The organism is Bacillus sp. DE0042, assembly GCF_007680225.1.
Lineage (GTDB): Bacteria > Bacillota > Bacilli > Bacillales > Bacillaceae_G > Bacillus_A > Bacillus_A wiedmannii.
Genome location: NZ_VEJP01000004.1, coordinates 325,748 through 341,162 on the forward strand (window position 1 = coordinate 325,748; position 15,415 = coordinate 341,162).

General features: G+C 32.9%; 9 protein-coding genes and 3 pseudogenes. 9 read left to right on the forward strand and 3 right to left on the reverse strand.

What is annotated here, in order from left to right:
* Positions 1-452: 452 nt before the first annotated feature.
* Both FS802_RS18055 and FS802_RS18060 read left to right on the forward strand, forming a co-directional pair.
* A complete protein-coding gene (locus FS802_RS18055) occupies positions 453-1,226 on the forward strand; it encodes an ABC transporter ATP-binding protein (protein WP_070168774.1) in 774 nt (257 codons plus the stop codon).
* Positions 1,198-3,141, forward strand: coding sequence for an ABC transporter permease (locus FS802_RS18060; protein WP_144525308.1), 1,944 nt, complete (start codon positions 1,198-1,200; stop codon positions 3,139-3,141). Before FS802_RS18055 ends, FS802_RS18060 begins: the two co-directional genes overlap by 29 nt.
* A 60-nt stretch (positions 3,142-3,201) precedes the next feature.
* On the opposite strand, the gene FS802_RS18065 is transcribed toward FS802_RS18060, so the two are convergent.
* Complete coding sequence (locus FS802_RS18065; protein WP_144525310.1) at positions 3,202-4,578, reverse strand: erythromycin esterase family protein; 1,377 nt, start codon at positions 4,576-4,578, stop codon at positions 3,202-3,204.
* A gap of 318 nt (positions 4,579-4,896) precedes the next feature.
* Positions 4,897-5,301: pseudogene (locus tag FS802_RS18070) on the reverse strand (CPBP family glutamic-type intramembrane protease); the annotation flags it as partial.
* A 198-nt stretch (positions 5,302-5,499) separates the two neighbouring features.
* Between FS802_RS18070 and tnpB the strand changes: the two are divergent.
* Positions 5,500-6,456, forward strand: a pseudogene (gene tnpB, locus FS802_RS18075) (IS200/IS605 family element RNA-guided endonuclease TnpB); the annotation flags it as partial.
* Here the strand turns inward: tnpB and FS802_RS18080 are convergent.
* A pseudogene (locus tag FS802_RS18080) lies at positions 6,452-6,775 on the reverse strand (peptidase M56); the annotation flags it as partial. The pseudogenes tnpB and FS802_RS18080 sit on opposite strands and share 5 nt — an antisense overlap.
* A 313-nt stretch (positions 6,776-7,088) precedes the next feature.
* On the opposite strand from FS802_RS18080, the gene FS802_RS18085 reads away from it, so the two are divergent.
* The 6 genes from FS802_RS18085 to FS802_RS18110 all read left to right on the forward strand — a co-directional run.
* A complete protein-coding gene (locus tag FS802_RS18085; protein ID WP_098654306.1) occupies positions 7,089-7,793 on the forward strand; it encodes a response regulator transcription factor in 705 nt (234 codons plus the stop codon).
* Positions 7,793-8,779, forward strand: a complete 987-nt coding sequence (locus FS802_RS18090) for a sensor histidine kinase (RefSeq protein WP_098654307.1) — start codon at positions 7,793-7,795, stop codon at positions 8,777-8,779. Before FS802_RS18085 ends, FS802_RS18090 begins: the two co-directional genes overlap by 1 nt.
* A 143-nt stretch (positions 8,780-8,922) precedes the next feature.
* Entirely contained in the window at positions 8,923-9,693 is a 771-nt protein-coding gene (locus FS802_RS18095; RefSeq protein WP_098654308.1) for an ABC transporter ATP-binding protein, read from the forward strand.
* Positions 9,668-11,638 (forward strand): FtsX-like permease family protein, encoded by a 1,971-nt coding sequence (locus tag FS802_RS18100; protein WP_098707888.1) that lies wholly within the window; start codon positions 9,668-9,670, stop codon positions 11,636-11,638. Before FS802_RS18095 ends, FS802_RS18100 begins: the two co-directional genes overlap by 26 nt.
* 32 nt (positions 11,639-11,670) lie before the next feature.
* The gene (locus tag FS802_RS18105) at positions 11,671-12,414 is read left to right on the forward strand and encodes a lipoprotein BA_5634 family protein (RefSeq protein ID WP_144525312.1); all 744 of its coding nucleotides are present in this window, start codon (positions 11,671-11,673) and stop codon (positions 12,412-12,414) included.
* A gap of 714 nt (positions 12,415-13,128) precedes the next feature.
* On the forward strand, positions 13,129-15,415 hold a 2,287-nt coding region (locus FS802_RS18110; protein ID WP_260989079.1), incomplete at its 3' end, for a transglycosylase domain-containing protein.

Sequence of the window (15,415 nt, forward strand, 5' to 3'; positions counted from 1 at the left end):
ACGTAATAGACACTCTAAGTAATAAATTTGTTCCATTTTAAAAATAGGAAGAACTTGGTGAACGGTAAAGAAAATACGATGAATTGCAAATAAAATCTATATGGAAATCTAGTACCGTATAGTACAGTGCATATGAAAAATTCCTTAATGCTATCTCTCAAAAAAATTATGTTTTTTGGCTTATAGACTGTGTTTTCAGAAACATTTCAAGCGTGTAAGAAAAATGAAAGATAATTCAATATGAGAAAAACAACCATACTACTACAATGAAAAACAGAAACATGTTTAAAAATCCTGAGGTACGATAGCAAGTTATTTTACTGCTTAATACATTCGAACAAGTATGACAGCTTAAATAAGAAAAGCTGAAACAAATGATTAAGTCAAAATGTAGGCATGCATTAGTTATCAAATCTCATTCTTAGTAGATAAAATTGGAGGGAATTTCTCATATGAAAATAGTAGAAGTAAAAGAACTTAGTAAAGAATACACAGGAAATGTTTCACATACAGCACTTTCAAATATTAATTTAACAATTACAGAAGGGGAATTTGTTGGGGTTATGGGACCGTCGGGTAGTGGAAAAACAACTTTATTGAATATGATATCTACTATTGACTCACCAACATCAGGTAGTGTATTCATTAATAGTAAAAATCCGTATCAGCTTTCGGTCAATGATTTGGCCTTATTTCGCAGACAGGAATTAGGATTCGTCTTTCAATCCTTTAATCTGTTGCATACATTAACAGTAAAAGAGAATATGGTTCTTCCGCTCGTATTAGATGGCATGAATGTGAAGAAAATAAATAAACGAGTAGAATCTATTTCGAAAAAATTAGGAATCAACGAAATCTTAAATAAACGAACATATGAAATATCAGGAGGACAAGCGCAGCGAACAGCGATTGCTCGTGCACTCATTCACTCTCCTAAATTGGTTCTTGCCGATGAGCCGACAGGAAATTTAGATTCTAAAGCTTCTCAAGACGTAATGGAGATATTAACACTATTAAATAAAGAAGAGAAGGCAACAATGATGTTAGTAACGCATGATCCTGTTGCTGCAAGTTACTGTGACCGCATTATTTTTATTAAAGATGGACAGCTATATAATGAAGTTTGCTACAATGACGATCGTCCATTATTTTATAAAAATATTATGGATAGTCTTTCTATGTTAGGGGGGAAAAAACATGACTTTTCGACAGCTTGCATTCAATAATGTTTTACGGAATAAACGAATATATCTTGGTCATTTCTTTAGTAGTACATTTGCGGTATTGATTTTTTTCACTTATGGGCTACTTGTATTTCATCCGAGCCTACAAGGCGAACTGACTCATGTAAGTACCATCATGAGTACATTTGGGAAAATAGGATTTCATTTATCTTATTACTTAATCTTTGTTTTTTCTTTCTTATTTATTTTCTATTCTGTTAGTACATTTTTAAAAAATAGAAAAAAAGAGTTTGGATTATTAATGTTACAAGGAATGTCTCATAAGCAGCTTCATCGATTAATTTTTTTCGAAAATATGTTGATTGGAATCCCTTCTATAGTAGTAGGTATCGGACTGGGGGTAATTTTTTCTAAGTTGTTTTTACTAGTTAGTGGGTCTTTATTAGGAGTAGAGCATACGTTAGCATTTTACTTTCCATTAAAGGCTATGGTAGTAACAGCTATGTCCTTTGTTGTTTTATTTTTACTTATTTCATTGTTTACATCAAAAATGGTGAAAATGAATGAGCTTGTAGAACTCATAAAATCAGAGGAAAAGCCAAAAATGGAACCCAAAGTGTCTGTTTGGATATCCTTATTGGTACTTATTTTATTGGGAGCGGGTTACTCCTGCGTCTACCACAGTATTGCCGCGGTAAATTACATGACTTTGAATCAATTATTCCTACTCGTAGGAGTAGGTGTCGTATTAATTGTATTTGGAACCTATTTTTTGTTTACTCAATTGTGTGTATATGTGTTACACACTTTAAAAAATAGAGAAACTATATTCTTTAATAGAACCAATCTCCTTGTTATTTCAGAATTAATGTATCGAATGAAAGATAATGCAAATACGTTCTTTATCGTTACAATTATTTCCGCTGTTTCTTTTACAGCAATTGGAGTTTGTACAGCTATCGCAAATCCTGAATTGGCAAAACATGAGACCCCATATGCATTTACCTATCGATCTGATAAGGGGAATACACAAGAAAAAGCCCATATTGAAGAGATAAAAAAACAATTAAAAGAATCTGGATTTTCTTATGACCTTGTAGCAACAAAATTTAAAAGATCACTAAACGGATTGTCGTTAATTAGTCTTTCTGCGTATAATGAATACGCAAAAAATTTAGGGTATAAAATTGAGAAATTAACAAATGAAAATGATAGCATTGCTATACGACTAAATAAGAACGAAAAAAGTGCAGAAGATTTAAAGGATTTTGTTATAAAACATGGTGATCTAGAGGTTCTGCTTTCTGTAAAAAAATCAATTTATATCCCAGAATTAGCAATGGTTGAAAGCCCTGTTATTGTATCTGATGCTGTGTATAATAAGGTCCTAATTGTTCAAGAAGAAGGCGTACTCCGAGATTACACGATATACGGTTTTATCGTTAAAAATTGGTCTGAAACAAGTGCGATTTCTTCAAACCTTACGAAGTTTATTGGTATGAATCAAGAGGATTATTATGCCTTTTCATCCTTGTATTTAAAATGGATCGAATTGAAACAACAAAACGGATTACTTTCTATTTCAAGTGTAATGGTGGGGATTGTATTTTTCGTATTTACGCTTAGCTTTTTATATTTCCGTCTATTTACTGATTTAGTACGTGATCAAGAACAGTATCAAATGATTTCAAAATTAGGTTTAAGTCAAAGTGAGTTGAAGAAAATTGTGACAAGACAAATGATGCTACTATTCTTCTTACCGATTGTAGTTGCTATGATTCACAGCAGTTTTGCATTTCTAACGTTTCATCAATTAGGACAAACAGTAAGTAAGGAAATGTCCGTTATTCAAAGCTCAATTGTTGTATTAATAAGCTTTATTTGTATGCAAATTATTTACTTCCTTATTATTAGAAAGCACTATTTAAAACGTATATGTACAAAGATTTATTCATAGAAAAAGAATTTATAAAAATATAATTAAAAGCATCCTTATATTGTAAGGATGCTTTTGTATTTACTTCAGTACAGAAGGCGTCGTCTTTTCTAACCAGAGAATGCCATCATATTGTTCTGTCGGAATCATGATTTCTTCTTTATCTTTTATTCCCCAATAACTTGCTGCAGTAGGAGTAAACATCCATGAAGTTTCTGGTCGGTAACTTTCTCCCTTTAGGTTAACAAAAACATGGGGACTTCCCACCGTGCTGATAATTTTTTCAACGCTTTGTTCTTCATGTTGATTATGTACAGGAATAATATATTCATTAACATCATCCCAACTGCTTCCACTATACGCAAATACACCAATTGTGTACATTTGGTCTTTGATGCGATGCGGAAGATAATCCATCATATTTGGGCCAACATAATTGTATTGCTGCACCTTTGTAAAGTCTAATATCATTTTTGAATTTTGTTTTCGAATATGATAATTATGCCCCCACACAATGATTTTTTTGTTTTTATACTGCATTTCGGTGAGCCATGCGAGATTTTGTGCCATTTTTTGATCTCGGATATAGGTAGCGTAGTCTGCAATTTTAGGTGAGTAGATACCACCTTTAACTTTCATTTCAGCATCTAAATGCGTTTTAATCGCATCAATCCGTATATTAATAGATTTCTCCAGAAAGTTCACATCATAGGAAGCATGAGGCGCAACTTGAGTCAATTCAGATTTATGATTCTGAATAAATGTTCTAACCTTTTCCAACTTGTTAATTACGGGTTGTATTTCCATTTTAAATTGATCATAGGGATATGTTTTCTTTGGATCGTAATATTTATTCAGTTCAATTAACTCTGACACTGCTGCATTAAATTCACTCGCCACTTCAGGACTTACTTTTTGCAACCATTCATTTGCATAGGAGTGGAATGAAGATTTATAAAACAAATTCATATCAAAACCAGCTAATGTGAGTGGCTTTTCTTTTTCTTTTTGTTCTTTCATATAGGTAAATAATTGTTCTACTTCCTCTGTTTGCCATACAACGTATAAAGATTGTTTCATCGCTTCCGTAGCGGTTAAGTTATCAAAATTTTGCTGAACAGCTGCTGCTTCCCCAAGCCCTGTTTCAAAAGCAATCACATCATATCCCATTTCCTCATGTAAGTACTTAATCATACGAATTTTGGATTGATTCATTTCTTTTGCACCATGCGTACTTTCACCAAGTACAACAATACGCTTGTCCTGTACGGCCTCTTTAAGAAATGATAAATCCTCTGTTGTTTGGGAAGTTGGTTCATTTAATATTTTTGCATGTCCGTTTATCCATTCCTCCCATTTAGGTTGATCGACTGGTTTTTCTGCTGCAAATGCAACAGATGTAAAGGTAGAACAGGCAAGAAGAGTATTCATTAGTCCAAGTTTCCATTTTTTACGCAAAACAACGCCTCCAAGTCATAGTTCACAAGCTGAAAAGATGTAATACTAAAATTTACTAATATACCATTATTTATAATAATATATATTAATATTTTTAACAATATTAATATTAAGAAAATTAAAAAGGTTCTTTTGATGTAGTGAAGAAACCCTTATTTCTATATCACGTCTTGCATGTCCGTTTGCTGCATTATTCTTGTGTTAACATTTCTCTTAGCATTGTTTTACTTTCCACAAGTAGTCCCATTACCTCAGGATCTTGTGTGGAATCTGGAATGAGTACATGAATTTCAAAGTTCATTTTTATGCTTTTCGTATCTATTTACTTATATTTTCATTCTTACTGAACGCTACTTCATTAGTAGTTTGTTTATATCCAAGGTTGCCTTGTGTAAAAATAAGTATAAGCAAAGCTACAAGGCCTAATTCTATCACTACAAATATATCCGTATTCTTTAAAACTGAGTTGGTGGAATGAGTTTGTACCAAGTTAAACGTATTTACACTCGCATGAACAAGCATAACAATAAATAAGTTGCCGTGATGACAGTTGTAGATCCAAGTAAGAATGATTGAGATTGGTAAACACATCAAAATAAAAATTTTTAAATGAATATATAGGATAGAAAGATCAGAAGTTGGTCCACCTCTTTGGGCAGCCGTTAAGAAATGCGAAAGATGCCAAAATGCCCACAAAACACTAAGTAGGAGTGTAGCTTTTATCATTTTCGCCAAGAAGACTCCTTCCTCAAGGGGCTTGAAGGGTCATATCATAGTGAGTAGGTGGGATATGAATGGGCTTCGAACAAGGGAAGGCAGGAAGCCATCTTAATTGTTCGACATACAGAAAGTGTTACTTTACTATGTGTCGAATGTAAGTTCGGTGTATAATAGTTATATACCGAAATGGAGGTGAATCAAATGATGATTAAGAAAGCCTATAAGTTTCGTATCTATCCAAATCAAGCACAAGCAATTCTAATTAATAAAACGATAGGTTGTTCTCGCTTTGTATTCAATTATTTCCTATCCCTATGGAATCACGCATATAAAGAAACTGGAAAAGGTTTAACATATGGTACATGCTCTGCCAAACTGCCTGCCATGAAGAAAGAGTTTGTTTGGCTCAAAGAAGTGGATAGTATTGCGATTCAGTCGTCTGTTCGCAATCTTGCGGATGCGTATACACGATTTTTCAAAAAACAAAATAGTGCCCCGCGTTTCAAATCCAAGAAAAATCACTTACAATCTTATATCACAAAACAAACAAATGAAAACATTGCCGTTGTAGGAAACAAAATAAAATTGCCAAAACTAGGTCTTGTTCGATTTGCCAAAAGTCGTGAAATAACGGGACGTATTGTAAATGCTACAGTTAGACGGAACCCTTCTGGTAGATATTTTGTGTCACTATTAGTTGAAACAGAAGTACAAGAACTTCCGAAAACACATTCTTACATTGGAGTAGATGTAGGACTAAAAGATTTCGCCATTTTGTCAGATGGAACACCCTATGAAAATCCGAAGTTTTTCCGATCATTAGAAGATAAGTTGGCGAAAGCACAGCGTTTCCTTTCTAGAAGAATGAAAGGATTTTGTCGCTGGAATAAACAGCGAGTAAAGGTAGCTAGAATTCATGAATACATATCAAATGCTAGAAAAGATTACTTGGAAAAAATCTCAACTGAAATCATCAAAAACCACGATGTTATTGGTATAGAGGATTTGCAAGTATCGAATATGTTAAAAAATCGTAAGTTAGCAAAAGCAATTAGTGAAGTATCTTGGTCACAGTTTCGAACCATGTTGGAATATAAAGCAAAATGGTATGGTAAACAAGTCATTGTCGTATCGAAAACATTTGCTTCCAGCCAATTGTCTGTGTTTCGCGGTTGTATCCTTGCATGAGGGAATGAAGGTAGACATACATTTTTTCATCCTTCATTTCCGTTCCATAGATTACAGGTGTCTCAAATTGTTTTTCTGTATGATTTAATTTGTCTAGATTCCAGGCAATAATACTTTCTGAAATAAGGGAATCTAATTTGCAGTTAAGTGGAATGTCCTTTACATCCTTTGCATCGTTTTGACCAGAATCACAACCAGTTACGATGAAAAAAAGTATGACAATGCTTGCAGTAGTCATCACTCTCCTAAAAATCTTATTTTCATATGTTAATGAAAAACACTCGTTCATCTATTCACTCCGTTCCGATACCTCACGGTTATCCTCTGATACAATTTTTCGATATGGCGATATAAAAGTGTCTCTAAACTAGAAACTTATTCTATCCAAGGAAATATATTGAATTACATAATACATACTATACTATTCTTACACATAACGGGAGAGACTCTATGAGAAAAGTTATAATGTATTTCGGAATCTTTTTTATTGGATACTTATTGCATTTGAGGGGGTAGGTAAGATATCATCTTTTTTACAAAAGTAAAATATTAAATAAAAAATGAACTTTAGAAATTGCGCCTAAATTAAAGGAGAGTACGTTATGAATACAATCATGATTGTAGAAGATGATATGAAAATTGCTGAATTACTGGGAACTCATATTAAAAAATATGGATACCAAAGTGTTATTATAGAGGACTTCGAAAATGTCTTAGATATATTTCAAGAGATAAAACCAGATGTAGTGCTATTAGATGTAAATTTACCTAATTTTGACGGTTATTATTGGTGTCGCCAAATACGAGCTATTTCTACTTGTCCAATTGTATTTCTATCTGCAAGGAGTGGAGAGATGGATCAAGTTATGGCTTTAGAAAATGGTGGTGATGACTACATTACGAAACCTTTTTATTATGAAGTTGTAATGTCCAAAATCCGTAGTCAACTCAGAAGAGCATACGGTGAATATGCTCCTAAAGTAAAAGAACGAATAGTTGAGCAATCAGGATTATTCCTGTTCCCAGAAAGAATGGAAATTCAACTAAATGATAAGACAATTTTACTTACTAGAAAAGAAACGACTTTATTGGAAATATTGATAACAAAGTCTCCGCTCCTTGTAAAACGTGAAGTGATTTTAGAACAACTATGGGATAGTTCATATATAGACGAGAATACATTGAGTGTAAATATAGGTAGAATTAGAAGAAAATTGCATGATTTAGGTATTGAAAACGCACTGGAGACAGTTCGTGGTGCTGGATATCGTTTGCATGCCACTTGGGAGAAGGAAGGAAAGGAATAATGAAATTATTTTTACAAGAACATATTCCACTCATTTGTTATACATTTGCTCAATTGCTTATCATTCTTTTTATATATTGGTTTGATGGTTATCCACATATCTTAACAGCATTATATTCTGTATTTTTGGGTGTTTTTTTATTAATGGGCTATTTAATATATCGTTATTATAGTCATCGTTCATTCTACAAACGTCTATCAACACCGATGGAAACTTTAAATGAGTCAATAAAAGATAGTAATTTGACTCCATTATCAATGGCCTTAGAAACATTACTACAAACTCAATATCAATATTATCAAAGCCAATTAAAAAAATGGGAAAGAAAACAAGAAGAACAAATGACTTTTATGAATCAATGGGTTCATCAAATGAAAACACCGCTTTCTGTTATTGAGTTAATTACACAAGATGCGGATGACTCTCGATTTGAAAGTATTAATGAAGAAACTGAAAGAATCAAAAAAGGATTAGAAATGGTCTTATATGTTGCACGTTTAGAAACATTTGAACAGGATTTTCATGTGGACAAATTGCAATTAGTGGGAATGATTGATTCTGTAATTCATGAGAATAAACGTTTGTTTATACGTAGTTATGTGTATCCAGAGGTAAAAGTGAATCCGAATCTTATTGTAGAAACAGATAAGAAATGGTTTCGATTTATACTCAATCAAGTACTGTCGAATGCAATTAAATATTCATCAAGTAAGAAAGAGAAAGTAATAGTATCGGCGTATTCAAAAGGAAGAGCAATTATTTTGGAAGTAACAGATAATGGAGTGGGTATTCCTACCGCTGATTTACCTCGTGTTTTCAATCCATTTTATACTGGAGAAAATGGTAGAAAATTTAAAGAGTCTACGGGAATGGGATTATATCTTGTTAAAGAAGTATGTGAAAAATTAAATCATAAGATTGAGATAGAATCTGAGGTAGGTAAGGGAACAAATGTTAGAATAGTATTCCCATTTGCATCTCGTTAACCGATGAAAGGTATACCTTTCATCGGTTTTTTCTTTTGAATCTTACAAACTTGTTAGATAAATGTTAGGGAAATCGATATTAGACATACTATATATAGGTTACACTTCATGTATCGAAAAGAGAAATGGAAGGTGAAATACTTGTGGAGATACTACATGTTTCAGATTTAGGGAAAGTTTATCCAGGGAAAATTTCTTATACAGCATTATCCCATATTGATTTAAAAATAAACAAAGGTGAATTTGTAGGAATTATGGGACCATCTGGGAGCGGTAAAACAACGCTTTTAAATATGGTGTCTACTATAGATGCTCCAACATCAGGAGAAGTATTAATTCATGGAGAAAATCCATATCTGTTATCTCCAGATCAGTTGTCTTTATTTCGAAGACGTGAATTAGGGTTTGTTTTTCAATCATTTAATCTCCTTAATACATTGACAGTGAAAGAAAACATTGTTCTTCCACTTACACTTGATGGTGTAAGCCCTAGAGAAATGGAAGGGAAAGTTGAAGCTATTGCTAAAAAACTAGGGATAACTGAAATATTAGATAAACGTACGTATGAAATTTCAGGTGGGCAGGCACAAAGAACAGCAATCGCGCGTGCTACTATTCATAATCCAAAATTATTACTTGCGGATGAGCCTACAGGAAATCTGGATTCAAAATCTGCTTGTGATGTGATGGAATTATTGACAAAGCTTAATAAAGAAAATAGTACAACGATGATGTTAGTCACACATGATGCAATGGCTGCCAGTTATTGTGATCGAATTGTGTTTATCAAAGATGGACAGTTATACAACGAGATTTACTGTGGAGATAATCGCAAAGTATTCTATCAAAAAATTCTAGAGGTTTTAGCATTATTAGGAGGAAATGCACATGACTTTTCGGCAGTTCGCGCTTAATAACATCATTCGAAGTAAACGAACATATTTGGCTCATTTTTTAAGTAGTACATTTGCTATTATGATTTTCTTTACTTATGCACTACTTGCATTTCATCCTAATTTACAAGGGGATCTTGCCACCAGTGTAACAATCAATACATTTGCAAAATCAGGATTACAGATATCGCAGGGATTAATATTTTTCTTCTCATTCTTCTTTATCCTATATTCTGTAAGTGCATTTTTAAAAACAAGAAAAAAAGATTTTGGGATTCTAATGCTGCATGGGATGTCACGTTCACAACTGAATACATTAGTATTTATTGAAAATATAATAATTGGCATCGTTTCTATTTTAACAGGAATTACAATTGGATTGGCGTTCTCTAAGTTTATCTTAATTATGAGCAACAATCTATTAATGATTGATAAAGGACTCCCATTTTACGTACCCTTTCAAGCAATTGGAATAACATTTGGAGCTTTCTTGTTGCTCTTTTTATTTATTTCTCTATTCACTTCTCGACTAGTAAATGTAGAACAACTAGTTGAATTAATAAAAGCAGAGGATAAGCCAAAGCCAGAACCTAGAGCATCCTTATGGTTATCCTTATTAGCGCTCATTTGTATTGGACTAGGATATGCGGCTGTTTTCCATAGTGTTAAAGCAATACATTACAAGGATATAAATTATTTATTAGTCATGATGGCAACAGGGGTGAGCTTTGTTGTACTTGGGACTTATCTTTTATTTACACAGCTCAGTGTGTATGTGCTACGTACATTAAAGAAAAGAGATAATATTTTCTTTAAGAAAACAAATATACTCACCATCTCAGATTTAGTGTATCAATTAAAAGATAATGCAAAAATGTTTTTTATGGTCACTATTATATCAGCCGTTGCCTTTACTGCAGTGGGGACTTGTATGGGGTTAGGGAATTCATCCATGGCGGAATCGAATAGTCCCTTTGCATTTACTTATCAGTCTTATATTAAAAATTCTTTAGAAAAAGAGCATCTAAAAAAAATAGAAAACGAACTCAATAATGGTGGGTTTAATTTCAAACAAGTAACTTATTCAATAAAACAAATTCCAGATACCCTTTATAACAGTAATATATTATTAAGCGTTATAAAACTAAGTGATTATAATAAGTTAGCTGAGGCATTTGGTTTTGAAAAAGAAAGCTTAAAAGAAGAAAATGATAGTTTTGTCATACCTTCAAGAAAAGTAACTAAAACAAAATCTAATCAAAATAACTATCGATTGTCGCATAGAAATATAAAAATAGATATGCATGTAAATAAAACACTAACGCCAAAAGAACTACAAGATACAAGCATAACGACAGTTATTATACCAGATGCTGTATATAATAAAATGATAGTGGATCCAGAGGATCACCATGGTGAATCCACTATTAATGGTTTTATTGTGAAGGATTGGGAGAACACGCAAAAAGTTGCAGAAAAAATTATATCTGCTATTCAGAAAGATAATGAAGGTATAAATGAGCCTATAGTATACAACGAACAATATACATTGTTTTCTTTAATTTCTAAATGGATAGTGATGAAGCAAGGTTTTGGACTTGCATCTATTATGAGTGTATTAATAGGGATTGTTTTCTTTACGTTTGCTGCAAGCTTTTTATATTTCCGATTATACACAGACTTAGAACGAAATCAGCAGCAATATAAAATGATAGCAAAAGTTGGTTTAAGTAAACCTGAATTAAAGAAAATTGTGTCACGTCAACTTGCATTACTATTCTTTTTACCCATTGTAATAGCAATTACACATAGTGCAGTAGCTTTTACGGCCTTACAAGAATTAGCCGATTTTTCAGTCTTGGGTAGTTCAATTATGGTATTAATTTGTTTCTTAGTTTTGCAAATTATATACTTTTTCGTTGTTCGTGCTCAATACTTGAAAAAAATGTATAAAACAATTTTTTAATTCAAATATAATTTAAAGAAGGAAAATATAGGTTGAAAAAAAGACTTGGATTATTAATAGTATCTGGTATTTCGATTGCCATGTTAGGAGCATGTTCATTATTTGGTACAAAAAATTCCCCAGCAAATGGGCTTTCAATAGAGGTAGAGCAGTTAAATGAACAAACAAGAAATTCTATTATAGACCTATACAAAGATATAACCATATCACAAGACCAATTCAAAATAAAAGAGGGTAGCATTGATAATAACAAACTAAACATAAAGCTCCCAACACAGTTTGGGGATGCTGGGGCGGATACTCCTAGTAATTTACTATTTATTAGTAGAACAACTGCTGAAAAAATGGTCAAAAAGGGGCTTATACTTGAAAGAGATAATAATCAGGGGGACATATCTTCAGATCCTGTGGATTCATTACCAAAATCAAAAAAAGGTGAAACTATCTTATTTGCAAATAAAGAATATAAGGACTTAAAAGAAATAACATATGATGCGGAAAAAATGAGTACTCAATACGAAGGTGATGTATGGCTAGCGCCATATCGTAGTGGATCCAATGTAATCCTATTAATAGTAGATGATACATTATTTAAAGAAATAAATGGGAAAGAAAAGACTAGACAGATTTTATCTTTTAATAAATCTTTTGGGAATCTTAATTTAGTCAATCAAGGGAAAGCACCAGAATTAAGTAAGGAATTAGATAAAGTAAAAACGGCTTTAGGTACTGAGGACGGGAGATCTGTCAATTTTTTGAATATTAAAGAAAAGTAAACAATTACGTCTATTTGGGTAGAACTCTGTCACAATCAAGTTAAGCAAAAGAAATACACAAAAATGAAAAATCTCACTTCTTATCTGAAAAAGATGAAAAGTGAGATTTTTTGCTTAGTGGGGTAATGTTCCAGAATGTTTATGGTAACCCATACCCGTCACGCTAAGATTGGATTTTCTATGAAATTCCATTTTCGTTGCTGTACCCCTAGTAACGTTTCTGCTCCGTTACTATACAAACTCAAATTTCTTTCTCATCTTAAAGTGGAACAAATTTATTACTTAAATTGTCTATTCAATGTAATCCTAAGATGCTCTCAAGTGAGGGCATTGATTTTACCTTTGTTTTCTGATTCCCTGTATCCATACAAACTATAGGATAAAATTAGTAGTCGATTCTTTTCATGCTGATTATGTTAACATGAACCATTGTTTTAGACTGGTTATTAAATGATGTAATATTTAAAATTTTGGTTATATAACAAAAAGATGAAGAACAGCAAACAATATTCTTACTTTAAGGAGCAGCATTATTATAAAGAATAGAGAGGAAATAGTTAGATCAAGAGTTAATCTAAGTTTTTATAATCTATATATTAGGGGGGATTTACTGTTTCCGGTTAGCACACTTTTAAAATATAAGTATATTTCTGAAGGTGACCTCTAAAATTTTAAGTAAATCAACAGGAGAATTGAAAGGCAGGAGAATATAGCATGTTAGAAAATCATCGTTCTAGAGAGGAGCGACGACAAGTTAAAAAGAAAAAACAGCCAGCTTCTAAAAAACAAAAACCAAAGGGGAAAACCCCATTTTTTCGTAAATTTTTAATTAGTTGTTTATTACTAGGTATTGTGGGGTTAGTCGCAGGGGTTGCTACTTTTTTCGTTATGATCAAGGACGCGCCAAAACTTGAGAAAACAAAACTTGTTAACCCGTTATCCTCAAAAATTTATGATAAAGATGGGAAATTGATATATGAGTATGGGAAAGAGAAACGAACGAATATTATGTATGATCAAATTCCTAAATTAGTAGAAAATGCGTTTTTAGCGACAGAAGATGCACGTTTTTACGAGCACAGTGGCGTAGACTTTAAAGGTACTGCACGTGCAGTTTTAGTCAGCCTAAAAGGTGATTACGGCTCTCAAGGTGGAAGTACGATTACGCAGCAAGTTATTAAAAATTACTTCTTATCGATGGAAAAAACGTCAAAGAGAAAGGCGCAAGAAATATATTTAGCGTATAAGCTGGAAAAACAGTATTCAAAACATGAAATTTTAGAGATGTATTTAAATAAGGTTTACTTAGGCAACCGTTCATACGGAATCGCAACAGCAGTACAAAACTATTATGGTAAGGAATTAAAAGATTTAACACTACCAGAAGTTGCGATGCTTGCTGGTTTAATGAAAGCGCCTAATAACTATGATCCAACGAAAGAACAAAATATTCAAAAGGCAACAGAAAGAAGAGATGTTGTTCTTGAATTAATGAATCGACATGGTTATATTACAAAAAAAGAAATGGATGAAGCATCAAAAGTTCCAGTAACAGAAGGACTTAAGGGAGCAACTGAACAAAAAGAAATGCCATATCCTGCGTTTATGGATGCCGTTGTGAAAGAAATTGAAAAAGAGTTGCCAGAAGCTAATATTGGATCTGATGGTTTAGAAATTTATACAACATTAGACCAAAAGGCACAGGATTTTGCGGACAAGCTTTTAAATGAAGATATTATTAATTATCCAAATGAGAAATTTCAAGGGGCTTTCACATTTATGGATACGAAAACAGGAGAAGTTCGTGCAATTGGTAGCGGACGTGGTGAAAATAAAGCTGTATTTAAAGGACATAATATTGCGATTGAATTAAATCGCTCAGCAGGTTCAACGATGAAACCAATTTTTGATTACGCTCCTGCAATTGAATATTTAAAATGGGCTACTTACCATCAAATTGATGACTCTCCATTTAAGTATTCAACAGGACAAGAAGTTAGAAATGCAGATAGAAAGCATTTAGGACCAATTACAATGCGTGATGCATTGAAGACGTCCCGAAATATCCCGGCAATAAAAACTGCAAAAGAAGTAGGAATTAATAAATCAAAAGGTTTCTCTGAAAAGCTAGGTATTACTTTTAATGTAGCACCGACCGAATCAACAGCGATTGGTACAAATGAAGCGTCTCCAACTGAAATTGCAGGTGCTTATGCGGCATTTGGTAATGGTGGTAAGTATACGAAGCCGTATTTTGTTAAGAAAGTCGTTTATCCAGATGGAAAATCAAAAAACTTTGAGCAAAAAACAAAACGAGTTATGAAGGATTTCACAGCATATATGATTACTGATATGCTTCGTACTTTTGTTTCATCTGGTTTGGGTACAACAGCCAATATAGGTTCTTTAGATATAGCGGGTAAAACAGGTACAACAAACTATTCTTCAGAACAAATAGCACAATATAATCTACCAGAAAGCGCAACACGTGATAGTTGGTTTGCTGGTTATACACCACAATATACGATGGCAGTATGGACCGGATATACAAAGGATAGTAAAGATGATTATATTAGTAGTAAAAATACGAAAATAGCTCAATTGATTTTTAAAGAAATGATGAGTAAGTTTGCTACAGATAAGTCGCGATTTAAAATGCCGAACAGTGTAGTTCAAGAAGGTAGCGAATTACGTATTAAAGGTGAGAAGCGTGATTCTTCTCCAAATACAAAAATAGCAAATACGACTGAACAGCCGAGTGAAAATAAGCAAAAAGAAAAGCAAAAGAAACCAGAAGAATTAAAGAAACCAGAAGAGCAAAAGCAAAGTGAGCTAACTAATGGAAGTGATCGTGGAAATACAACGCCACCAACTAATGGAAGTGACCGTGGAAATACAACGCCACCAACCAATGGAAGTGATCGTGGAAATACAACGCCACCAACTAATGGAAGTGACCGTGGAAATACAACGCCACCAACCAATGGAAGTGATCGTGGAA

Excerpts from the sequence above, each read along its gene's own strand:
- FS802_RS18055 (WP_070168774.1), top strand. The coding sequence starts at position 453 with ATGAAAATAGTAGAAGTAAAAGAACTTAGTAAAGAATACACAGGAAAT.
- FS802_RS18060 (WP_144525308.1), top strand. The coding sequence starts at position 1,198 with ATGACTTTTCGACAGCTTGCATTCAATAATGTTTTACGGAATAAACGA.
- FS802_RS18085 (WP_098654306.1), top strand. The coding sequence starts at position 7,089 with ATGAATACAATCATGATTGTAGAAGATGATATGAAAATTGCTGAATTA.
- FS802_RS18090 (WP_098654307.1), top strand. The coding sequence starts at position 7,793 with ATGAAATTATTTTTACAAGAACATATTCCACTCATTTGTTATACATTT.
- FS802_RS18100 (WP_098707888.1), top strand. The coding sequence starts at position 9,668 with ATGACTTTTCGGCAGTTCGCGCTTAATAACATCATTCGAAGTAAACGA.